The sequence below is a fragment of the Paenibacillus sp. FSL H3-0329 genome (assembly GCF_037963285.1).
Lineage (GTDB): Bacteria > Bacillota > Bacilli > Paenibacillales > Paenibacillaceae > Paenibacillus_AQ > Paenibacillus_AQ odorifer.
On sequence record NZ_CP150150.1, the window covers coordinates 3,443,197 to 3,466,092 of the forward strand.

At 48.2% G+C, this 22,896-nt stretch carries 15 protein-coding genes and 1 pseudogene; all 16 read left to right on the top strand.

All coding sequences use genetic code 11. The features are described 5' to 3' along the window. Positions 1–38 precede the first annotated feature (38 nt). The 16 genes and pseudogenes from NSQ66_RS15210 to NSQ66_RS15285 all read left to right on the top strand — a co-directional run bounded on the left by NSQ66_RS15210 (position 39) and on the right by NSQ66_RS15285 (position 22,726). Positions 39–932: an ABC transporter permease subunit gene (locus NSQ66_RS15210; RefSeq protein WP_051490965.1), complete on the top strand. Its 894-nt coding sequence runs from the start codon at positions 39–41 to the stop codon at positions 930–932. A 6-nt stretch (positions 933–938) separates the two neighbouring features. Continuing rightward, positions 939–1,835: a carbohydrate ABC transporter permease gene (locus tag NSQ66_RS15215; protein WP_036677267.1), complete on the top strand. Its 897-nt coding sequence runs from the start codon at positions 939–941 to the stop codon at positions 1,833–1,835. A 31-nt stretch (positions 1,836–1,866) separates the two neighbouring features. Beyond that, the gene (locus NSQ66_RS15220; protein ID WP_036677265.1) at positions 1,867–3,552 is read left to right on the top strand and encodes a hypothetical protein; all 1,686 of its coding nucleotides are present in this window, start codon (positions 1,867–1,869) and stop codon (positions 3,550–3,552) included. 103 nt (positions 3,553–3,655) lie between these two features. Further along, positions 3,656–5,446 carry a sensor histidine kinase gene (locus NSQ66_RS15225; protein WP_076274507.1) on the top strand — a complete coding sequence of 597 codons (1,791 nt, stop codon included), beginning with the start codon at positions 3,656–3,658 and terminating at the stop codon, positions 5,444–5,446. Next, on the top strand, positions 5,446–7,050 hold the full coding sequence (locus tag NSQ66_RS15230) for a helix-turn-helix domain-containing protein (protein WP_076274508.1): 1,605 nt from the start codon (positions 5,446–5,448) through the stop codon (positions 7,048–7,050). Before NSQ66_RS15225 ends, NSQ66_RS15230 begins: the two co-directional genes overlap by 1 nt. Positions 7,051–7,060: 10 nt before the next feature. Further along, positions 7,061–9,865, top strand: coding sequence for a glycoside hydrolase family 2 TIM barrel-domain containing protein (locus NSQ66_RS15235; RefSeq protein ID WP_339279306.1), 2,805 nt, complete (start codon positions 7,061–7,063; stop codon positions 9,863–9,865). 843 nt (positions 9,866–10,708) lie between these two features. Continuing rightward, positions 10,709–11,860, top strand: coding sequence for a hypothetical protein (locus NSQ66_RS15240; protein WP_076141229.1), 1,152 nt, complete (start codon positions 10,709–10,711; stop codon positions 11,858–11,860). 18 nt (positions 11,861–11,878) lie between these two features. Continuing rightward, positions 11,879–13,357, top strand: a pseudogene (locus NSQ66_RS15245) (glycoside hydrolase family 2 TIM barrel-domain containing protein); the annotation flags it as partial. Continuing rightward, positions 13,350–15,455, top strand: a complete 2,106-nt coding sequence (locus tag NSQ66_RS15250; protein ID WP_076141231.1) for a hypothetical protein — start codon at positions 13,350–13,352, stop codon at positions 15,453–15,455. The pseudogene NSQ66_RS15245 and the gene NSQ66_RS15250, both read left to right, overlap by 8 nt. 210 nt (positions 15,456–15,665) lie before the next feature. Continuing rightward, positions 15,666–16,598: a sugar ABC transporter permease gene (locus tag NSQ66_RS15255; RefSeq protein WP_197740348.1), complete on the top strand. Its 933-nt coding sequence runs from the start codon at positions 15,666–15,668 to the stop codon at positions 16,596–16,598. A 5-nt stretch (positions 16,599–16,603) separates the two neighbouring features. Continuing rightward, entirely contained in the window at positions 16,604–17,488 is an 885-nt protein-coding gene (locus NSQ66_RS15260) for a carbohydrate ABC transporter permease (protein ID WP_051490964.1), read from the top strand. A gap of 142 nt (positions 17,489–17,630) precedes the next feature. After that, positions 17,631–19,061: an extracellular solute-binding protein gene (locus NSQ66_RS15265; protein ID WP_081383668.1), complete on the top strand. Its 1,431-nt coding sequence runs from the start codon at positions 17,631–17,633 to the stop codon at positions 19,059–19,061. A 101-nt stretch (positions 19,062–19,162) separates the two neighbouring features. Then, entirely contained in the window at positions 19,163–19,576 is a 414-nt protein-coding gene (locus NSQ66_RS15270) for a hypothetical protein (RefSeq protein WP_076141232.1), read from the top strand. 96 nt (positions 19,577–19,672) lie between these two features. Continuing rightward, positions 19,673–20,131 carry a hypothetical protein gene (locus tag NSQ66_RS15275; RefSeq protein ID WP_076141233.1) on the top strand — a complete coding sequence of 153 codons (459 nt, stop codon included), beginning with the start codon at positions 19,673–19,675 and terminating at the stop codon, positions 20,129–20,131. A 96-nt stretch (positions 20,132–20,227) separates the two neighbouring features. Beyond that, positions 20,228–21,625: a family 78 glycoside hydrolase catalytic domain gene (locus NSQ66_RS15280; RefSeq protein WP_051490962.1), complete on the top strand. Its 1,398-nt coding sequence runs from the start codon at positions 20,228–20,230 to the stop codon at positions 21,623–21,625. Positions 21,626–21,685: 60 nt separating this feature from the next. Beyond that, entirely contained in the window at positions 21,686–22,726 is a 1,041-nt protein-coding gene (locus tag NSQ66_RS15285; protein ID WP_076141234.1) for a hypothetical protein, read from the top strand. Positions 22,727–22,896: the final 170 nt, after the last annotated feature.

A 22,896-nucleotide genomic window follows, 5' to 3' on the forward strand; every position in this document is an offset into this window, starting at 1 on the left:
CTGCAGCTTATGATAGAAATATCAAGGAGGGATGTAAATTGTACGCTAAGTTCTACAAGTACCGATGGCAATATTTAATGATTCTTCCGGGAGTTCTGTTGCTATTTCTGTTCAGCTATATTCCGATGGCAGGGATTCAGGTCGCCTTCCGCGACTTTCAGATTGGCACCTCGATCTGGAATAGCGTATGGGTGGGATTAGACAACTTTTCTTTCCTGCAAGATCCCCAGTTTTTAACTGTTGTCAAAAACACGTTATATATATCCGTGCTTAAGTTCATCTTCGGATTCCCGGCACCGATTCTGCTGGCGCTGGTGATTAACGAGGTAACCCGGCCTGTATTTAAACGATTCGTGCAATCGGTCAGCTATTTGCCACATTTTTTCTCATGGATTGTAGTCGCTTACATCCTGCAGTCTTTTCTGACTTTGGATGGTGGGCTGGTCAATCAGTTCATCGAGAAAGCAGGTGGTGATCCCGTATTTTTTCTAGGTTCCACGGAGTGGTTCCGGCCCATGGTTATATTAAGCGGCTTGTGGAAAGAGACCGGCTGGAACACGATTCTCTATCTGGCTGCGATCACAACGATTGATCCGCAATTGTATGAGTCCGCCAAAGTAGAGGGTGCAGGAAAGCTAGCCCAGATTCGGCATATCACCTTCCCGGGTATTCTACCGACAATATCGATTGTGCTAATTCTGAGTATCCCAAGCCTGATTTCAGTAGGGATGGATCAGATTTATCCGCTGATGAATTCTGCTAATCAAGGGGTCGCGGATGTACTGGATACGTATATCATCCGCAACGGATTGCAGCAGGGATATTTTGGGATGGCGACCGCAGTAGGACTGTTATCCTCAGTGATCAGCTTGATATTGGTTGTTTCGACTAATCAGTTATCCAGAAAAATAAATGGTGAAGGATTATGGTGATGGCATATGAAGCTCAGCAGAGGTGAAAAAATAGCTCAATACGTCATCGTCATAGTACTGGCCGGTCTGTGCTTGTCTGTACTATATCCATTCCTGTACATGCTGGCAATCTCACTGAATGACGGTGCAAGTGCAGCCAAAGGTGGCGTGTATCTATGGCCCAAGAATTTCACATTAATAAATTATGAGATCGTATTAGGAAATGAAATTATCCGGCAGTCTTATCTAATTACAATCGCTAGGACAGTCATTGGCACATTCGCAGGACTTATCGTCACACTTCTGGTGGCATTTGGCTTGTCCTACCGCGGTCTTCCCTTAAGAAGCACGATACTAGGCTATATTCTTTTAACCATGTTATTCAGTGGAGGACTGGTTCCTTTCTATATTCAGCTTAATAATCTCGGGCTTATCAACACGTTCTGGGTGTATATTTTCCCCGGGCTGTTCTCGGTCTGGAACATGTTTGTCATGCTGAAGTTTATACAGGGAATCCCTGAAGCTCTGGTAGAATCCGCTGAACTAGATGGAGCCGGTCCTGTTCGTACTCTGATTCAGATTATTATTCCACTCTCTCAACCTATGCTTGCAGCGCTGGGACTGTTTACCGCAGTGGGACACTGGAATGATTGGTTCGCCGGTGCTTTCTTCGTCACGAAGCAGAATCTGATTCCGGTGCAGACCTTCCTGCAGCAATTGCTCGCTGCTCAGGATTTATCCGCTGTCCTTGGCTCGAATACCAACCAGGAAGCTTTGGCGAGGAGCTCACAAATGCAGAATATTACGCTGATGTCGATTAAGATGGCAGTCGTTATGGTGAGTGCAATCCCCATCCTGTGCGTGTATCCGTTCCTGCAGAAATATTTTGTGAAAGGAGTTCTTGTAGGGTCAGTAAAAGGTTGATCTACAATAATAGAACAGGGGGAATTAAACAATGATGATCAAAAAAACGGGTCTAGTCGCCTTGGCTGCAGCAACCTTACTGATGTCTATTGCCGGATGCTCCGGATCAGGTGGGAATACTGCGAACAAGCCTGGAAGTGACAATGAAACGTCAAATAACCAGCCCGCCAGTGGCTCGACTTCCTTTAATCTCTGGCTCGGATGGACGGCAACCATCAATAATGATAGTTTGGTCCAGAAATATTGGCGTGAACAGGAGCCTGGAGTAAATGTGAAGCTGGAAACCACTCAAGGCGACGCGATGACTGCACTTAATTTGAAGATAAACACTGGCGGCTTTGAGGATGCAGCTATCTTCAGCCGAAACGAAACGGTCAAAAGCGCGATGAACCGGTCGAAACAGCTTATGCCGCTAGAGCAGTATTTCGACATGCCTGACAAATATCCAGGACTTGCGTCTATTCCAAAGCAGTATCTGGAACTTATGAAGGATAATGAGGGCCATATCTGGTCCATACCTACCTGGTTTGACCAAAACCCGGAAGATCCGTGGCCAGGTTGGGCATCTCAAGCCTGGATTGTCAGAAGTGATGTGCTGGAGAAAACAGGTATGACCAAAGAGGACTTAGCAACGTTAGAAGGAGTTGAGACCTTCCTTCGGAAAGCTGCAGAAGAGAAGGATGCTTCCGGCAAATCGCTGATTCCTCTATCATTCCTGATGGACACTAGTGATAATCTGGGCTGGAGCGATGAAAACGCAATTTTGACAGCATTTGGGGTGACTACAGCAGGTAATGGCGTTGACAAACGCGGCGATGATTTTGTATTCGCTTACGACGATCCCAATTATAAAGCAGCTTATCAATGGATGAACAAGATGTACCAGGAGAAGTTGATCGATCCAGAGGTCGTTACCAGCAAAAAAGAACAGTATACAGAAAAGAACAAATCAGGTCGTATTGCCTTCAATGTCGGCAGCTTCTGGAACATTCCTGCCTCAGCCTGGGAGACATTGGACGGCCCAACAGAGCCAGGGTGGTTTTACGAAGCGATCCCTTTTCCTAAAGTGGATGGTGTAGAGAAAGTCGGAATTAATCAGGTTACCAATCCGAATCCAGGCTATGATGTCTATGTTAGTGAAAAAACTAAAAATCTGGAAGCTATTCTGAAATTCTTCGATTATACCTTGCAGCCGAAACCCGAACAGCAGCAGGTCATTAATGAAGGACCGGCGGGATTATACTGGGATTGGATTGATCAACCGTTGGGCAAATGGAAATTCACAGACGAAACCTACAAGACGAGCCGCAATTCCGGAGACACCGCACAAAAAGCTAAAGTCACCCCGGAGCTTTACATGACTGCCTCTTACAGCAATGAATGGTACCCATGGTGGAACACAGAGGATGCAGGAAAAGCCGGAGCTGCTAAGACAATTAAGTTCACAGAAGCTATCGGCAAAATGGGAACTATCCGCGTGGCAGAGCCTTATGATCTATTCCAGATGAAACAGGGCGGCGCATGGGAGAAATATTCACCGGAGATCGAAAATATCCGCAAGGAATATCGAGCCAAGCTTTTAATGGCCAAAGACGAGGGGCAATTCGAGAAGAATTGGAGCGATTTCCAAGCAGCACTAGAGAAGCGTGGGCACTGGAGTGAAGTCAAGCAGGAGTGGCTGGATACGTACAAGGAGGAAGTAACCGCCTTGCAATAGACAACCGTGATGCTCTTTCAGTCACGGATCTTAAACGATAAAAAAATTAATGGAGCACCTCTCACTTGGAGGGGGCTCCCTTTGCACTTCATGGGGGGAATCTATGATTAAACAACAAATAGAGAAATGGATCATCCGTATGACCCGTTCTATGAACCTGAGGAGTAAGATTGTATTATTCTACGGACTAATTGTATTTCTCCCCACCGTACTGCTGGCTGCAGGTGCAGGGTACATGATGCTACATACGGTGCGGGCCAATTATATGCTGACGATCAGGGAAGCCGTTCGGCAAAGTGCGCAGAGTATTGAATTCAGGAAGCAAAGCTATGATCTGCTGGCTACCCGGACGGCTACGGATGGTGAGCTGATCTCTAGATTAGCCAGGGACTATGCGGATATCGATGAACAATTGGGTACGGTCAATTATGTGGACCGTTCCTTCCTGCTCACCAGTAAATACTTGCCAGGTATTGAGAATTTCCGGATCTATCATACCAACGATACACTAGTGCAAGATGGAGGGCTTCTGTGGAAGCCGGAAAAACGGAGCCTTTCGGGAATTCGAGAGCGGGAATGGTATACGAAAATGCTTCGCACAACAGACAATCTGGTATGGACTAATGCAGCGGACGACAGGACTAAGCTAGTAGTATCCCATAAAATTCTGAACGCATATGGAGATGTTTACGGGATTGTGTACCTGTTACTGAACTATAACGGTGTCTTCATGGAATCGTTCGAGCATCCTTTTGAAGGGGCCGGAGAATTGTATATTGTTGACGACAACGAACGAATTATTGCATCCTCGGAGCCCTCTGAAATTGGCAGCTGGTTATCCTCATCCTCCTTAGGTCAGTACTGGAATAACTCGTTGGAAACATCGGCTACAAAAAGCGGGATGATGCTGATCACTCAGGAGATTAAGTCTGGCTGGACGGTTGCCGCGCTTGTGCATCTTGACAGACTGGAGGAGCAGTCTACGCGGATTATGTACTATATCGGAGCAGGTATTGCATTTTTCCTGCTGTTGTCCATCTTTCTAATCATGATTGTACTTAAAAATGTGATTTGGCGGATCCGCAAGCTGGGCACCCGAATGACAGATATCTCACAGGGCTATTTCGAAGTTACAGTGAGAAACCGTGACAACGATGAGCTGGGTGAGCTTGAGGTATTGTTCAATTCCATGTCTGGCCGTTTGAGAAAACTGGTCGAAGAACATACAGAGGCCATGCTCAAAGAGCGGGAGCAATCATTCAGGGCGTTGCAGGCACAGATTAACCCTCATTTCATTTATAATTCGCTAAGTCTGATCCGTTGGCGGGCATTAGATCAGCAGGACGAATTGCAAATCCGAACCATAGATGCGCTGACGACATTCTATCGGCTGGCACTCAATAACCGGGTTAATGTGACGCTGATCCGTGACGAAATTGAGCATCTTAAGGCGTATATCGAAATTCAGCAGCTGCGTTATCCCGGTCAGGTATCCGTAGAGTGGCTGGTAGAGCCTGACGTTCTTGACTTGTACAGCATTAAGCTGATCCTACAGCCTACGGTCGAGAACTGTTATCTGCACGGGGGCATCACAACTAGAACTCATGCTTTTATACAAATTACGATCAAACGAGTGGAGAATACGGTGCAGTTTCAGATTTTTGATAATGGAAAAGGGATTGGCAGTGAGAAGCTGGAACAGATCCGTGCCGGCAGCCACACGGGTACGCAAAACGGATTCGGGATGAACAATATCCGTGAACGTCTTGCCTTGTATTTTGGCACAGAGGGCCGCTTTGAGATTGACAGTGTAGAAGACGAATGGACTTGTGTAACCATTGATATCCCTGTTTGCAAGGAAAGTCCTGAGATAAAAAAGGGGGATGGAGCTTAATGCGGGCATTAATTGTCGACGACGAGCCTATGCAGATTCAAGGGCTTCTTCGTCATATTGGCTGGAAAGCTCTGGGGTATGAGGAACCGTTAACTGCATTATCTGGTGAAGAAGCACTAACAATCCTAGGAGAAACTCCTGTGGATGTGCTGATCGCTGACGTCTCGATGCCCGGTATGACAGGGATCGAACTGCTCGCAAGATGCAGAGCGGATTATCCGTTACTCCAGTCTTTACAGACTGTGATGATCAGTGGATATGACGAGTTTGAATTTGTGCAGGAGGCTATACATCTGGGAGCTAAAGCTTACGTTCTGAAGCCCATCAAGACGGAAGAACTCGAAATGAAACTGGCTGCGTTCAGAGAAGTAGTTGAGAAGAAAAAACAGATTGAACAGGAAACCACTGTACTTAGGGAGAAAGTTACAGAGAGCTATGAGGTGCTGCAGGAACGTTTCGTCAAAGATATGGTCGAAGGCTGGATCCACAGTGATGAGCTGCTCGAATCCTGGCGGCGCCTGCTGGATCTGCCTATTGGGGAATGGCAGGCAACATTATTCCTGTTCGGATATGACCGCAGGTTCCTAGATAATCCGCATGATGCCAAGGATCGGATCCTGCTTAGCGAAGGGCTATTGAACTGCGTTAAGACTGGTCTATCTGGCTTCTCCGGTACCTATATAGGGAAGACAGGAGCGGATGAACTTGCCGTCATTGTGCTGAACGCAACGCCATTGGTGCGGGCAAGACTTGAGAAGCAGCTTGCGTTTATCCAAGACATCCTAAGAGAGCAGTATAAAGCCTCCGTCTCGGTCGGAATCAGCAGAGAGTGTTTGTTCTGGACGGAAATACCGTTGCTGTATAAGGAAGTAAGGCATATGATGGCCGGTGCCAGACTGGCCGGCTACGGACAAATCCTCTATTTCGACCGGAACTTGATGAACGAATATCATGATTTCCGCTTGCGTGAAGAATACATTCCGGAAATCGTTAAGCTACTGGACAGAGGAGAGAGCGATAAAGCTTCCGCTTATTTCAATCATGCTTTCGAAGTGTTACTTGCGCGAGAGCCTGTGTCCTTTTCCTATGTGCAGGCTTTCGGAATGGGTTTGCTTAGCGAACTAGCCAGAAAACTGAAGCGTATACATGAGAAGGATACAGAGTTGAACATCCTCATGTGGCAGCGGTTGATCGACTGTACAGGCGTAGATGAAGTCAGGAAGGTCGTACTGGAATATTTGGCGCAATATGCTAAGCTTAATCAAAGAGAGCAGGTCGCTCAGCAGCATAACCTTATCCAGCGGGTCGCCCGCCAATTGGAGGAGCATCTGCATGAGAACATGACTGTAAAGCAGCTTGCTGAGCAGTTTCACTTGAATCACAGCTATTTAAGTGTTCTCTTCAAGAAAGAAATGGGCCGGACGATTTCCGACTTCGTGCAGGAAGCGCGTATGAACAAAGCCAAGGAACTACTTCGTGACCCCAATATTAAGGTCTACGAGGTTGCCGAGCAAGTGGGCTTTCAAACCGCGGCTTATTTTGCCTTCCTTTTTAAGAAAACAACCGGCACTACACCTCAGGAGTTCAGAGATTATCATTATTAGGAGTGATATTTTGCAGACAAAGATCAGCCTGGAAGGCGAATGGAAGTTGCAATTGGATGAGGGAAATCAAGGACTGGCATTGCCTTTTACAGATGTTATCACACTGCCGGGAACAACGTCCTACGCACGCAAAGGTTCGAAGAACGATGATGTTTTAGTAAGCGCATTAACGGATGAGTATTTGTTTGAAGGGCAAGTCTGGTTTTCAAAAGAGGTCGTCATTCCGGAAGAACTAGCCGGCAAAGTCTGCTTCCTATATTTGGAACGCACGAGGCTGACGACTCTATGGCTGGACAATCAGGAAATAGGCAGCCGTAACAGTCTGAACACCCCACATATATACGAGTTGCCGCAGCTTCAACCTGGGAATCATACGCTCACCATCCGTGTGGACAATACGGGTTACCCAACCAAAGGTGGACATTTAACGTCGCAGGATACCCAGACCAACTGGAATGGGATTACCGGACGTATGGAGCTTCAGTTCTATGGTGAGTCACGGCTCAGCGGCATCCGGCTCGATCCGGATCTCTCAGCACGCTCAGTCCGAATCACGGCAACCTTGGACAGCAGGAACGAATCTATACTTACAGTGTCTGCTCAGAGCTTCAACAGCGACAATACACATGCTGTGGACGAGAGGGAGTACCCAGTCTCACCGGGTAGTTTTTCCGTCAACTATGAGCTTGGTCAAGACGCGCTGCTCTGGAGTGAAGGCGCTCCCAATCTTTATAACATAAACCTTGTTTTGAAAGACAGCGATGGATATATAACGGACCGACAGGAGCTCGTTTTTGGATTGAAGGAATTCCGGGCAGAGGGCGATAAGTTTACAATCAACGGAGAAAAAACCTTCCTCCGCGGCAAACATGACGGCCTGATCTTCCCGCTAACCGGTTATGCCCCGACTGACGTCGAGGAATGGGTAAGAATCCTGGGCATCTCCAAGTCTTACGGCATCAATCATTATCGCTTTCATACCTGCTGTCCGCCGGAAGCTGCTTTCACCGCAGCGGATATGCTCGGTATCTACATGCAACCAGAGCTTCCATTCTGGGGAACAATCACAGAAGAAACCGACGAGGGCCATAATCAGGCGGAGCAGGACTATCTGATCAGCGAAGGCTATGCCATACTTCAGGCTTTTGGCAATCACCCCTCCTTCGTGATGATGTCGCTTGGCAACGAGCTATGGGGCAGCAAAGCCAAGATTGATTCTTTCCTAAAGGACTATAAAGCATTTGATAACCGGATTCTCTATACACAGGGGTCCAATAACCACCAATGGGTGCCAGAAATTCTGGAACATGACGATTTCTTCAGCGGCGTGCGCTTCTCCAGAGATCGGCTGTTCAGAGGTTCCTATGCGATGTGTGATGCTCCATTAGGTCATGTCCAGATCGATCTGCCAGGCACGATGAAAGACTATGACGATCAGATCGTCCCTCAGGATTTCTTCAACGGAGAGGGGATGGAAGCTGCCGCTGGCGGAGAGATTCAGATCCAGTATGGTACGGAAGCCAAGACGGTGAAGGCTGGAGACGCTTCCGCAGAATGGATACCGCACATTCCGGTAATCTCGCATGAGATCGGACAGTATGCTACCTATCCTAATTATGAGGAAATCGATAAATACAACGGTCCGCTCAAAGCTGAGAATTTCAAAATTTTCCGTGAACGACTGGAAAGTAAAGGGTTGGGTCATTTGGCCGCCAAATATTTTGAATCCTCGGGGCAACTGGCAGTAGCTTGCTACAAAGAGGAACTTGAGGCGGCATTCCGCTCCCGGCGGCTTGCGGGCTTCCAACTGCTTGATTTGCAGGATTTCAGTGGCCAGGGAACGGCGCTGGTGGGTGTCCTCGACGCCTTTATGGATTCCAAAGGAGTGATAAGTCCTGAGGACTGGCGAACTTTTTGTAATGATGCCGTTCTGTTGGCAAGATTCCCTAAGTATAACTATGTCTCTGGTGAATCGTTCGATGCCCATGTTGAACTGAGCTGTTTCCGCAGTGGTATGCCGAGTGCATTTGAATTGCATTGGGAGCTTACCGCGGATAATGGTATTCTCGCCGCAGGTTCAACCGAGGTGGACGTACCTGCAGGAACGAATTATATCGATATCTGCGATCTGGCAATAAAACTACCAGAAGTTGACCGTATGAGTACTATCGTATTGTCCCTCTCCATACAGGGAACAGATATCCGTAAGAGTTACAACCTGTGGATTTATCCAGTGAAGAGTGGCAACATGCTGGAAGGTGTCCATGTCTTCGACAAGCTGTCTGATGATGCGCTTGCATTGCTGGAGCAAGGTGAGAATGTGCTGCTTATGCCGAAACCGGAATCTCTCCAAAATGCCGTTGAAGGTTATTACTGCACAGATTTCTGGTGTTATCCAATGTTCCGCTCGATCTCAGAGAGCATGAACCGGCCAGTACCCATTGGTACTATGGGGCTGTTGATTGATAACAAGCACCCGGTGCTTCGTGAGTTCCCGAGCGAGGAATATTCTACCTATCCCTGGTGGAGTATTGTTGAGAATTCGAAATCGCTCATCATGGATGCAGCTGACCGCGATTGGAATCCCGTTGTGCAGACTATCGATAATTTTGAACGCAATCATAAGCTGAGTTTCCTAGTGGAATGCAGTGTAGGAGCAGGCAACCTGCTGATATGCGCATTGGATGCTGATAAGGTTAGCGATACGCCGGAAGGCAGACAGTTCTTATTCAGTCTTGCGGGTTATATGAAATCAGATGATTTCAAGCCACAGTACAAGGCGAATGTTGCAGAACTTCTTGAGCTGATCCAATAGGCAGAGGCAGGCGATTGCTAAGGTTACCTGTCAAATTTCATATGGATGAATAGTCCAATGGGGCTACAGTGAAAACTACGTTCTCCACTTGAGTAAAACAGACTGTCGCATCGTAAAAAACTGAAGAGCAGCGATTCTCTTAATGAAGAGAGATTCGCTGCTCTTAGTTTTTTGCTGCTTTTAGTTTATTGGTAGCCGCCAGCTTCAACAGTGTCATCGTTATCTGAGCCTCTGAGGGTTTCGGACTCAGATGACACTATTTTCTGATTTTCAGCCTTGTGAACAACATTTCGGACTCCAGTGACGCTATTGCTTATAAAGAGGTTCATATGTGGTGTATTTTATGCAAATAGTGACTATGGGGACCGTTAGCCCACCAAAAGTACAATAATACTGCTTTTAGCGTCATCTATGTCCGATAGATGGTGCTACATTGTTGCAATAGTTCTTAAAACTTCTATCGAACAAAAAGTAAAGGGGTTCACCAAGCAGCCTTTCGCGGCTGAAGGGAACTCCTTTTTTCGCGTTCGACGTATTACACGTATTGGTAAAGCACGGGAGTCAGAGGCTCCGAAACAAAACAAGCCTTAAAAAGTCACCTCTATAGATGATTGCTGATAACCCTCACTCCAGCCTAGAGGGGTTGTTTGTGTTTATCAGCAACTGAGCAGTTTTACAAACGATTTCACAGGGTTGGAGACCTTTGAAAACATTAACCCGGTGCTATCATTGGTAATGAAGCTGCACACCTAAAGTTGTAAGCGCATTAACGAATGGCGCCAGAGCCGCTCATCGTCAGGAACAGCGCCAAATTTAGCAGGGTTTGGGGGAACGGGAGAAGACATGAATGAAATTCTATTGAACGATTTGAAGTGGGAAGTCAAAGGGTATTGGCCCTGGGTTCCGCTAAAGGGCACCAGTATGGAGCTGGGACAGGAATTGATGGGGGTTACGGACTGGATGCCTGCCACTGTGCCGGGTGGAGTTCACTATGATCTCTTCAGACAGGGCTGGATTACCAACCCTTATCAAGAGTTAAATAGCCTGAGTTGTGAATGGGTGGAGAACCGCTGGTGGGTTTACCGTACGACCTTGAAGCAGCCTGAGCTGAGAGCAGCCAGAGTTGAACTGGTCTTTCAGGGACTGGACTATGAAGCCTCGGTATACGCTGATCATTTACTGCTGGGTGAACATAAAGGTATGTTCGAGCCGGCTGTATTTGATGTTACAGACCTGCTCTCCGGGCGGGAAAGCCTTGAAATTTCAGTGCTGTTGAAGCAGGCGCCAGATGAAATGGGGCAAATCGGCAAAACCTCGGCTACCTTCACGCAGAAGAGCCGTTTTAATTATAAATGGGATTTCTCTACCCGGTTGGTCAATGTCGGAATCTGGGATGATGTGGTATTGAGGGTACATCAACAGTGCTCTTGGGATGATGTGTCGATCACTACAGATGCGGAGTTTGGCGAGAACGATAGAAATCAGATCTCGTCTGGTCGAATCACCATTCAAGCAGGAATCAAGCGAATGGCTGGCTCTGAAGATGATGGGACACTGACAGCGAGCATCACCTGTACTGATCCGGAGGGGAATCTGCTGCTGGTTCAATCGCGACCAGTTCGAGCTGGAGAGCTTCTGAACGCGGAGCTGGAAATACCCGAACCTGAGCTATGGTACCCAAACGGTTATGGAAAGCAGCCACTGTACAATCTTGAACTAAAGCTACTGGATGAAGCTGGAACGGAATTGGATACCCAGAGCTTTCAAACGGGCATTCGCAAGCTCGATTATATCCACAATGTAGACAGTCCAGACAACGCCCTACCATATACAGTGGTGATTAACGGAAGCAAGATCTATATGAAAGGGGTAAATATGACCCCTCTGGACCATCTCTACGGGAATGTAACGGTTGAACAATATCAACTGATGATTCGTCTGATGAAAGCAGCTCATATTAATCTCGTTCGGGTATGGGGCGGTGGAATCATTTAGAAAAAGGCTTTTTACGACTTATGTGATGTAAACGGCATTATGGTCTGGCAGGAGTTCATTCAGTCCAGTTCAGGTATTGACAATATCCCTTCGAAGCAGCCGGAGTTTTTGGAGCTGCTTCACAAGACTGCCTGCACAGCGCTCTGTGACAAACGCAATCATGTATCGCTAACGGTATGGAGCGGCGGCAATGAATTAATGAGTGAGCCAAATAAGCCTTCCGACAGCAGCGATTCCAATCTGGCGATGTTGAAAGAACTGGTAGAACAGTATGATCCGCAGCGACTCTTCCTACCGACCTCAGCTTCCGGCCCGGTAGAATATATTACGGATGCAAAAGGTCAGGGGCATGATGTGCACGGTTACTGGAAGTATATGGGAAACCCTTATCACTACGAGTTATATGGCAGCAACGATAATCTGCTGCACAGCGAATTTGGGGTGGACGGTCTGAGTTCTCTCAAAAGTCTGGAGAAATTTCTGAGTGAGACCAACCGGCGACCGGTTTCTATGGAGAACAACGCGATATGGAGACATCACGGGGAGTGGTGGGATACGCTGAGCCGTGAAGAAGAAATGTTCGGCAGCATGACAGATTTGGAGCAGTTCTCTGCCTGCAGCCAGTGGATACAGGCGGAAGGAATCCGGTTCGTGCTGGAGGCTAACCGCCGCCGTAAGTTCCGAAACAGCGGCAGCATTGTCTGGCAATTCAACGAGCCGTGGCCGAATGTGTCCTGCACTAACCTTGTCGATTATTACGGTGAAACGAAGATGGCCTACCATTGGGTGAAATCTGCCTTCCGTCCGCTACATGTTTCGCTGGACTACCGCAGTCTACTGCTTACACCAAGCACCGGATTTCAGGGAGATGTATACGTGCATGGAGGAAATGGACACAGGGTAGAAGTCGACGCGGAAGTCTTCGATGCAGTCGGACGGTGCATCTATCAGCAATCATTTGAGGCAGAGGGAAACAAAGATCAGGCTGTCGGCGCTGGGGTGCTGAATTTCAACGTGCCAGAGCATGACGATGCTTTATATTTCGTCAGATTGTCCTACCAGGACGGCGATGAAGCACCACAGCAGAATTTATATGTATTCTCTACCAATAAAAAGCATCCATATGCTCCCGCGCTTGCACTTATAGGAGGCAATCTTGAGGTGCGTCAGGAGAGTTTATGGCAGCCGACGGGTGCTCAGGAGAAGAGCCAGCAGGCCCGTTTTACAGTCCGAAATACCGGTAGTGAAGTTTTGCTGCATGTACATGCAGAGGAAAGGGGAGACCGCTACTGGATGGAAGCGGATGAGCAGTTCCATACCCTCTTTCCGGGTGAGACCAAAACAGTAACGGTTACTTGCACTCCTAAACTCTCAGGAGGATTCCTGTCTGGGGAAAATTATAGGATCACAGATGGCTTGCCAGAAATTAGATTCATGTCGTTCCTAACAGCACAGAGCAGAATGATACAGGTTGGAGGAGAAAAAAATCGTGAGTAAAACATTGTGTTTTGTACCGGAGGCATATGTTCCGCTAAGTCGGTTTATTCAAGCCGAGGGATCTACACCTGTCGCTATACCTGTTAGCAGAGCAGTGGCTGATTACTTAAGGCTGCACAACGCTCCACTGCTGCTTGCTTGCTTGCGAGGCGGCGAAGTAGCTTATCAGAAAGCGAATTGGTCAACCCTCCATGAAGACATTGTTGAAGCTGAAGCAGCAGAAGAGATCTCCGAGAAAGAGGAGGGGGTATTTGTATTAGTCAGTCCTTTGCTGACCAATATGCTTCCTGTAGTGTCTCACTGGGATAATAGCGTTGCTGAGGGAAAAGGAGGCTTCCGTTATGGCGGAACAGATGGCATAGGGACATTGCGGATGGACGAAGCCGGGGAAAAGGTTGTTTCCGAGCATGCGCGGCTCTACAATAGCGACCCAGATAGCCCTTATGTATACAATACGGAAGATCATCAGCTGTTCGGAGGCAACGAGGGGAATAAGAATCTTAAAACTCCGCAATTCGAGCATTATATCGGTGACCGCTACAGTCTCTATGCTGTAGATGATCTAGTTGCAGTTTCCCTGAGCGACCGCATCCTTAAGACCTTCGGATTTCCGGTGGTTTTCCGCAATGCATCCACAGACAATGCTGCACTTTTAAGCAATGCGCCTGTATTTCAGCTCATCAGCGGCAGTCTGTTAGTTATAGAGAATGACCAGCATAGCCTTGCTTCCTATATTCTGCCGCCCTTCTGGAGTGCGGCAAATGTTAAGGGATATCCACTGTTGTTCAATGGTTATTATGATGCCAATGAGAATACCTTCAGCACGGTAGGTCCCTCATTTCTGGAAATCATCGGCAAGACTCTGGCCAGCACCGGCAAAGGCGTTGTCGGCATTCTGTGGAACGGAGGAGGATATATCGGCAGCCGTTCCTTGCAAGGCTCCATCTATGCTGGCATTGGGGCGGCAATTACCAGAGGTCAAGAAAGTTATGGCGGTGATGCAGAGCAGGTAGTGGCTGTAGGTGGTTCGCGCGGCGGCTTAACTGCGCTGCTGGCTGGAGGCAATCCGCTTTGCTTACCCTATCGGGTGCGCTACACACTGTGTTATGCACCGCCGTTGATTCTGAACGGGCTCACCCGTGAGTTTGCCGAAGGAGCTTGCCCACTGATCTGGCATGTGGCGGAAGTAGACACCGGTTACCGGGAAATCTGGAAGAAAGATTGGCAGCATCCACAGAACGGCAGCACGGGAATCGAGACTCTGCTACAGACTCTGACGGGAACTATTGACTCTGCAAGTCTAAAGGAAACGACCGGACTGGAATCCGAATTTTTTCTGGAGGGTCTTAAAGCGAGTGGCACAAAGCTGCTGATTAACCATGGCACGCATGATGCCTTTACCCTTAGCCGCTTCAGCTTTTCCTTCGCGGCTTTGGTTCGGAGTCGCGGGATACCGCTTCGCCATGAGATCGGATACCGCTTCGGCCATAACAACTGCACGGATCTTTACGAGCAAGCTACTCTATGTCTAATAGCTCTGCTACAGGAACAGGAGCTCGAATTCACGGGCACGGTGCATTATCGCAGACGCAGTCCGGCTGCGGGAGAGTGGGAGCAGACCGAACGTTTTGTCCCAACTCATCAACCCGTTTTTCTGGAAGCACCTAAGTTCGTAGCGGTGGGTAGCCCTGTGGCTTGGACTCTTTATGGAGAGCCGGGAATGGAATACCGCCTGGATCTGGGAATCCTAGATCAGCAGGCTTGGGAACAGAAGCAGCAGGTAGTTCGAAATGAGCGCATCACACTGGCGTCCGGTGTATTGCCGGACAAACAACATCCGCTTGAACTCTGCTCGTGGCAGGATGGCGTAAGCCAGCTCACTGACGGACAACATGCGGGCTTTTATCTTTATGAGCTGTCATACAGGCTCAAGGGTGAGCAGAAGTGGAGCGTAGTTTCTCCCTCCCGTGTGCCACAGCCCGGCGTAGAGCCTCAGTCGGTGCTTCGTATTTTGGAGGAGCAGCCCAATCCGGCGAGCGAAGCGTTTCGGGCGGAAGCGGCCGTCCTCTGCATCAGCGCAGGGTTAAGTGAGGCCTAAACGATTCACCATAACATGAACATAAGCGGTGTGCGGCCATTCCGGTGCGTGCACTGCTTTTTTTTGCCAACAAATAAGTAGCTTTACAAACGCTTTCGCAGGGTTACCGGATTTCGGCGCTCAGTAGGAAGCGCTATCATTTAGGTATAACAACTATACAACGCCTGACCGGATTAAAGCTTGATTCCGGGAGGAAGGAAGGACAGGAGCATGATTGGAAAAACCAGTGAACTAAATCCTTTAATGACAGAGAAAAAGAAAGGTTATCCTGTACGGCGTTTATTCAAAGATTGGTCATCCTGGATATTAATTGTACCCACACTGTTTGCCTTTTTCTTTTTTTCCTGGCAGCCGCTCGTGAAGGGCATTGTGCTCTCTTTTTTCAATACTGAGGGTTATAATGCCGTAAGCTTCGCCGGACTGCAGAATTACAAGGATGTTATACAGAACTCGGCGTTTCAACAGACATTGACCAACTCTTTTGTGTATGTGTTCTGGTCACTACTGATCGGTTTTGCCGTACCCATTATTGTCGCTGTCGTGATTAATGAATTGAGACATGGGAAGTCATTTTTTCGCTTTTCGGTCTTTTTTCCGAGTATGGTTCCCGGCATTGCCGCTTCGATGTTATGGATGTTTTTGTTTGAGCCCGGAAAGGGTGGCGTGCTGAATATTATGCTGAGTGCCATGGGATTTCCGGTGCAGCAATGGCTTCAGGATCCGCAAATGACGATAATGCTGATTATCTTCACGATTACCTGGCGAAATTTCGGGGGAACAGTGCTGCTTTATCTGGCAAGTCTACAGAGTATTAATCATGATCTGTACGAAGCAGCCTCGATTGACGGTGCGAATGTATGGCGGAGATTCAAAAGTATCACCATTCCGCAAATCTCTAGCATGATCGGACTGATGATGATTTTGCAGATCAGCGGTGTATTCCAGATCTTCAATGAACCCCTAGTAATGACTGAGGGTGGACCGAACAATGCCTCAATGACCTTGATGCTGCAAAGCTATTATTATGCGTTCCGGAGTTTTGAAGCAGGCCATTCAATGGCGCTCGGGGTTATTACTTTTCTAGTCCTGATGGTGCTTACCATTATTTATTTCCGGCTGGATAAGAAATTGAACAGGGAGTAGAAGCTATGAAAACTAAAGAAGCATATGGCATTATCGGCAATATAGAATACAGATCACCTTGGGTGCGCCTGCTGTATTGGTGCATGTTCATTCTGATGATTGTGCTGGCCGCTGTCTGTATTTTGCCTCCGGTCTGGATTATGGTCTCAAGTCTGAAGGACATCAAAGAGTTTTATGCAATCCCGCCCACCCTGATCCCCCGCTCGTTCAATGTTGGCAAGCTATGGGAGACCTGGCAGGAGTTTAACTTCCTCAGTTATTATCTGAATACGGCTTATCTGGCCGCAGGTTCTGTACTGTTCTGCCTTACTTTTAACGGACTGGCCGGATATTTCTTCTCCAAGCTAAAGCCGCGGGGCAGTGCCCTGCTGTTTGCACTGATCGTGTGGACCATGATGGTGCCGAATACAGTGGGCATGGTGCCGCTGTTTAAGAATCTGATTGATTTTCCGCTGTTGCACTTGAACCTGACCAATACTTACTGGCCGATGTGGTTTATGGCTGCTGTGAATCCGGTGGTAATTCTGATCTTCAAAAACTTTTTCGATACCATCCCACAAGCGCTGCTGGAAGCCGCCAAAATTGACGGAGCGAGCACAATCGGTATTTTTATTCGAGTCATTCTCCCGCTCAGCGGACCAGTTATGGCTACAATTACAATCCTTACGATGAACAGTGTCTGGCAGGACTTCTTCTGGCCCTTTATGGTGCTGAAGGATAAATCGACCTGGTCGGTCATTGTGGCTATTTACAATCTGAAGGCGACATTGCCGCAGGACATACAGTTTATTGCGTTGACTTTTGCGATTCTGCCGCCGATTATCCTGTTTATTTTTTTCCAAAAGTACATTATGAACGGGCAATCCTTCGGCGGCAGTATTAAAGGGTAACATCACCCGATCACAAACCATTTCACAGTTTTGCCCCGTAGGGTGCTGCAGAAGGTGCATGTTAAGATGATTTCAGATTCAAAAAGAAAGCGCTTTACATGTTGCGAAGAATGCTTTAACAATAAGACTAGGGGGAATTACATTGAAAAAAGGACACACCAAGAACCTGACAGCTACACTGGCACTTACGCTGCTTTTTTCTGCCGGACTGGCTGGCTGTGGAGGCGGCTCCAATGAGAAGAATGCCGGAGGAAAGACGGAGACAGCGGGCAATCAACAGGTGACGATCAAGGTCAGTAACTGGCCAAAGCCGAATGAGGAAGCCAAAATCGCCCAGTATGAGCAGGTCATGGCGAAGATGAAAGCCAATTATCCGGAAATTATTGTGGACAAAGATGAATGGGGTTATGATGTCAGCTCATTCCTGCCAAAAGCGGCCAGCGGCCAGCTTCCGACGGTATACGAAACCTTTTTTACAGAAACAAGCAAAATCATCAAGGCAAATTACGCGGCTGACATAACGGATACGATGAAAAAATATGGCTACGACAAGGCGATCAATCCAGATCTGCTGAAAATGGTTACCAAGGACGACAAGTATTATGGGATTCCGAAGGACGGATACGTCATCGGTATGCTCTACAATATGAATCTTTTCAAGGAGGCTGGACTGCTGGACGACAAGGGGATTCCTAAATTTCCTAAAACATATGAAGAGCTAGCAGAAACTGCGCAGATTATTAAACAAAAGACCGGTAAAGCCGGAATGTTCTTGCCTACAAAAAGTGGTCAAGGCGGTTGGATGTTCATGAACATTGCCTGGGCATACGGAGCAGAATTTGAAAAACAAGTGGACGGGAAATGGCAGGCGGTGTTCAATTCGCCGGAAGCAGCAGCGGCCCTGCAATATGTGAAGGACTTAAAATGGAAATATGATGTACTGCCCGACAACAATCTGGTCGATGTTACGAACGATATGTTCCGCTTGTTCGGAACCGATCAGGTCGCTATGAGCTTCGGCACGAATGACTGGTCACCGGTCATCCAGCAACAGACTAAGATGTCCAAGGACAATGTGGCAATGTCCGCGCTTCCAGTAGGACCGATCGGGAAACCTGTAACCCTGCTCGGTGGCGGCCTATATATGTTCTCGCCTAATGTAACACCTGAGCAGATTGATGCCGGATTCAAATGGCTAAAAACCTACGGATTTACACCAGAGTCCTCTGAAGAGGCACTGACCGGTTGGGATATTGAGAAGAAGACACTGAGCGATCAAGGGCTGATCGTAGGGCCTTACGGGTTGCGGATTTGGACTGATGAGAAACGGATTGGAGAAGAACAAAAGATTCTCGACAAATACAACAACGTCAATCTGGATTTGTTCCGTGATTATATGGACAATGGCAGCAAAGGCATGCGGGCGGAAGAACCAGTCAACGCACAGGAATTGTACCAAAAGCTGGATATCGTACTGCAAACCGTACTGACGGACAAGAACGCAGATCCGCAACAGATCTTGGATAGGGCTGCCGAAGAATTCCAACGTGATTATCTCGATAAGGTTAAATAAAACGCAGACCAACGGCGACGTCGTCCTTCTGAAGGGCGGCGATGCCGTTTCTGCGTAGATTGCCTTAACTACTTAAATGAGATAAAGGAGATATGCATAACATGGCAGCAAAAGAATGGGGAGACTGGGGAGCACGCTGGATCTGGCCGCAGGAGGAGCAAGGATCAGCGGATAGGGAACAGCAGCACGAGCGTGCGTACTTTCGCAGAGTGTTCGAACTGCCAGCTGGTATCGGAAAGACCTGCACCCTGGATTTGGCCATTACCGCAGACAGCCGCTACAGGCTGTTCGTCAATGGGCAGCGTTTATGGGCCGGTCCTTGTAAAGGACATGGTCATATACAGTATTATGAAGAATTCAGTCTGGACAATGTTCTACAACCAGGTTTAAATGTGCTTGCTGTTATGGTCGTTCATTATGCAGGGACTACGCCCTTTGAACTGGGTGAAGACGGACCTTTGTCCGTCTGGCGCTCGCAAAAAGGCGGTCTGCTTGTGGAAGCGGCAGTTACATAAGGCGGGCAGCTAGTACAGGAGCTAAATACGGATAGCTCATGGAAAAGTATTAAGGATCGCAGCTATAAGCTCCAGCAGTTTCCGATCATACGCTGGATGGGTGGACTGGAAGAAGTGGAGGGTGACGCAGCGCTGCTGGATTGGACACTGCCCGAATATGATGACAGTGCCTGGCTTGCTACCGGAATTGTGCAACCGGTGCGGGATGAATATGGCCAATTAACCCCTTGGCAGCTGGCCCGGCGTCCGATTCCGCTGTTGTATGAGCGGGAGCAATTTTTTCTGAAGCTAATGCGCAGCAGTAGCGGGGTAGGGCAAGCCTTTTTTGAGGAAGGGCATAGTCTGGAGCTGCGAAATGGAGATGGCGGCGCTTCACCCAACGCAGTACTGCCTTCCGCTGGAATAACAATAGAAGCAGGGCAACATTTTTGGTTGGAGTTGGATGCTGGCGAGCTAACCACAGGGTATTTGCAGCTTAGACTTCTTGGAGGCAAAGGTAGCCGGATTACCCTACTATGCGCTGAGTGTTATGAAGAAGAAACGGGGGATGATTAGATTCGCCGCAAAGCTGTCCGCGATAATACGAAGGAACATGTATTAAGAGGGGGCTACGATAGCTATCACCCGGCAGGTTACGGCATCTCTGCGCGGATGGAAATCTACGAACCGTTCTGGTTCCGTACTTTCCGCTATGTACGGCTGGAAGTGCAGGCTGGTGTCGAGCCTCTAACGATTTCCAGCTTTAGCTATAGGGAGACCGGATATCCACTGCAGCCGGAAGGAAACTTTCACTGCTCCGATGAACAATATAACCAACTATGGGAGCTCAGTGTACGAACACTTCAGCGCTGCATGCATGAGACCTACGAGGATACTCCGTATTATGAACAGCTGCAGTATACCATGGATACCAAACTGATGATGGAGTTTACGTACCTATTATCAGGGGACGACCGGTTAGCGCGGAGAGCTATGGAAGATTATAAGGCCTCTCAGCTACCAAACGGGATGCTGCAAAGTCGCTATCCCTCTGTGCTGCCGCAGGTCATTCCTTCCTTCTCCCTATATTGGATCGGAATGATTCATGACCACTACAGATCCTTCGGGGATATGGCCTTGGTGAATCAGTACCGGTTAGCGCTGTTATCTGTGCTGGACTGGTTCGATCAACATCTGACTCCGGAGGGTCTGGTGGACAGAACGCCCCGCCAATATTGGAATTACTTCGATTGGGTGGAGGAATGGCCGCTCGGCGCACCGGATTGTACGGATGATGCACCCGCAACCGTACTGAGCCTGATGTATGCGGCCGCGCTGGAGCAAGCGGCTGAATTGCTTGCAGCCAGCGGTTGGACACAGATTGCTGGTGAACTGCGTCAACGCAAAGCGGCGGTCAACGCTGCGGTAATGGATTGCTGCCGGCTAACGAACAGTCTGCTGTTCCGCGACAGTCCGGAGGCAACTGCGGGAACGCAGCATAGCCAGCACACGCAGGTCTGGGCGGTTTTGGCGGGCACAGTGGATGTTGTAGAAGGGGCGGCACTGCTGGAGTCAACGTTAACAGACACATCACTGGCTAAGCTTTCGTTGCCGATGAGCTACTATCTATTCCGCGCGCTAGAGAAATGCGGAATGTATGACCGCTCGTTCGGACTATGGACACGGTGGTTGAAGCAGTTGGAGCTTAATCTCACTACACTTCCAGAAATAGATTCAACCGGCACCAGAAGTGACTGCCACGCATGGAGCGCACTGCCGATCACTGAGTTCACCAGAGGGATATTGGGTGTCCAACAAGGAATAGAGGGAATAACTATAAAGCCCCACTATGGAGAACTGCGGCAGGCCAGCGGAACCGTAAATACAAGTATCGGCCCAATAAACATCAAATGGGAGATCCGTTCAGTAACAGGACAGGAGATCTTCCACATGAAAGCTTCCTGGCAAACCGGATCGGCAATTACAATAATTCTGCCTAATCATGAAGTGCATGAGACAGATGAGGGTTCCTTTTACAAGGAGATCGACATTAGTCACCTTAGCTGTTAGTCTGATTTCAGTTGATTTTGTTTTCATGATTCATACACCGGAGGGGGATGGGGAAGTCATATGTTCAGATCGTTCGGCCGCAATATCCGCCTAGTCCTGGTGTTGTTCATTACTGTCTATATTGTCGCTTCGAGCTTCATTCTGTACCGTACTATGGAGCATAGAAGCCTTGACATGCTGCGGCAGCTATCCGTTCAGTACACTGGCCAGCAGCATAAGAACACACTTCTGTTCATGAACTGGCTGGAGGAGACCTCGAAGCTTATATCCAACAACCAGGTGGTGCAGAATGCGCTGAAAAAACCAACATATGACGGGGCAATCTCTCCGATACTTGAGGGCATACGTTCTTCCAGTAGTGACATTCTCGGCATTTACATTTGGGGAGAAGCAGGGGGAACTTACTCCTCGAGCAATGTTTCCGGGTTGCTGCCCTTTGCAGAGATCAAAAAAAAACCAGGGATGGAACAATTTCTAAATAACCGAGAGCAGGCTTTGCGCTGGACGGTGCTGAACCGGGAGCATCTAATGAATGCACCTTCGGATCTGCGCGACCGTCTGTTGCTTGAAGTGAAAATTAAGGGTTCGATGGGAGACGTCCTCGGTCTGCTCTCGCTCGAAGTGGAGATTGACAAGCTTTACAGATTCTACCTATCTGGCGAGAATACAATCTACGGGGAAAATGAAGTTTACCTACTGACCGGAAACGGGAAGCTATTGAGTGCTGCCGATGTCCCGAAGGAGCGACTGCAGGAGATCAAAGCAGCACTAGTTACTTCGGAAAAAGCTACCTTGGCTGAGCCAGTGACACAGGGTATCGATCAAAATAGTACAGGCAGAGGTGATGCAGATCTGCTGGAGCGGGAAACGGCTGACGGCCTGATTTTGCTCTATCCACTACCGGAATCGGCAGAGCGGATTGTCACCTATATCTCAGCAGATGGCATGAATGCAGAGCTGCGAACGTTTAAGTATTTAATGCTCGCCCTGAACATCGTAGTGTTCATAGTGTTCTGGCTGCTGATCTCAGTGCTTAGCGGCAGTATAGTTAATCCACTGAAGCAGTTGTACCTGAAGATTAATTCAACAATGAAAGACTAAGATAAGATGGAGTCTGAATCATGAAAATCGCTAACCGAAGTGTATTTCATACATCTAGCGTGGGCAATAAACGGATGAAGTAAGATATAGTTGTATTCAGTACACTTATTATTCGGAAAGTTAGTTGCTGCCAACAGAATTGGAACGTATAGATGTACCAAATACACTTA

Bases quoted from the DNA above. Each gene is read 5' to 3' on its own strand.
- NSQ66_RS15280 (WP_051490962.1), top strand. From the start codon at position 20,228: ATGGAAATCTACGAACCGTTCTGGTTCCGTACTTTCCGCTATGTACGG.
- NSQ66_RS15220 (WP_036677265.1), top strand. From the start codon at position 1,867: ATGATGATCAAAAAAACGGGTCTAGTCGCCTTGGCTGCAGCAACCTTA.
- NSQ66_RS15275 (WP_076141233.1), top strand. From the start codon at position 19,673: ATGGGTGGACTGGAAGAAGTGGAGGGTGACGCAGCGCTGCTGGATTGG.
- NSQ66_RS15270 (WP_076141232.1), top strand. From the start codon at position 19,163: ATGGCAGCAAAAGAATGGGGAGACTGGGGAGCACGCTGGATCTGGCCG.
- NSQ66_RS15240 (WP_076141229.1), top strand. From the start codon at position 10,709: ATGAATGAAATTCTATTGAACGATTTGAAGTGGGAAGTCAAAGGGTAT.
- NSQ66_RS15255 (WP_197740348.1), top strand. From the start codon at position 15,666: ATGATTGGAAAAACCAGTGAACTAAATCCTTTAATGACAGAGAAAAAG.
- NSQ66_RS15260 (WP_051490964.1), top strand. From the start codon at position 16,604: ATGAAAACTAAAGAAGCATATGGCATTATCGGCAATATAGAATACAGA.
- NSQ66_RS15285 (WP_076141234.1), top strand. From the start codon at position 21,686: ATGTTCAGATCGTTCGGCCGCAATATCCGCCTAGTCCTGGTGTTGTTC.
- NSQ66_RS15225 (WP_076274507.1), top strand. From the start codon at position 3,656: ATGATTAAACAACAAATAGAGAAATGGATCATCCGTATGACCCGTTCT.
- NSQ66_RS15230 (WP_076274508.1), top strand. From the start codon at position 5,446: ATGCGGGCATTAATTGTCGACGACGAGCCTATGCAGATTCAAGGGCTT.
- NSQ66_RS15215 (WP_036677267.1), top strand. From the start codon at position 939: ATGAAGCTCAGCAGAGGTGAAAAAATAGCTCAATACGTCATCGTCATA.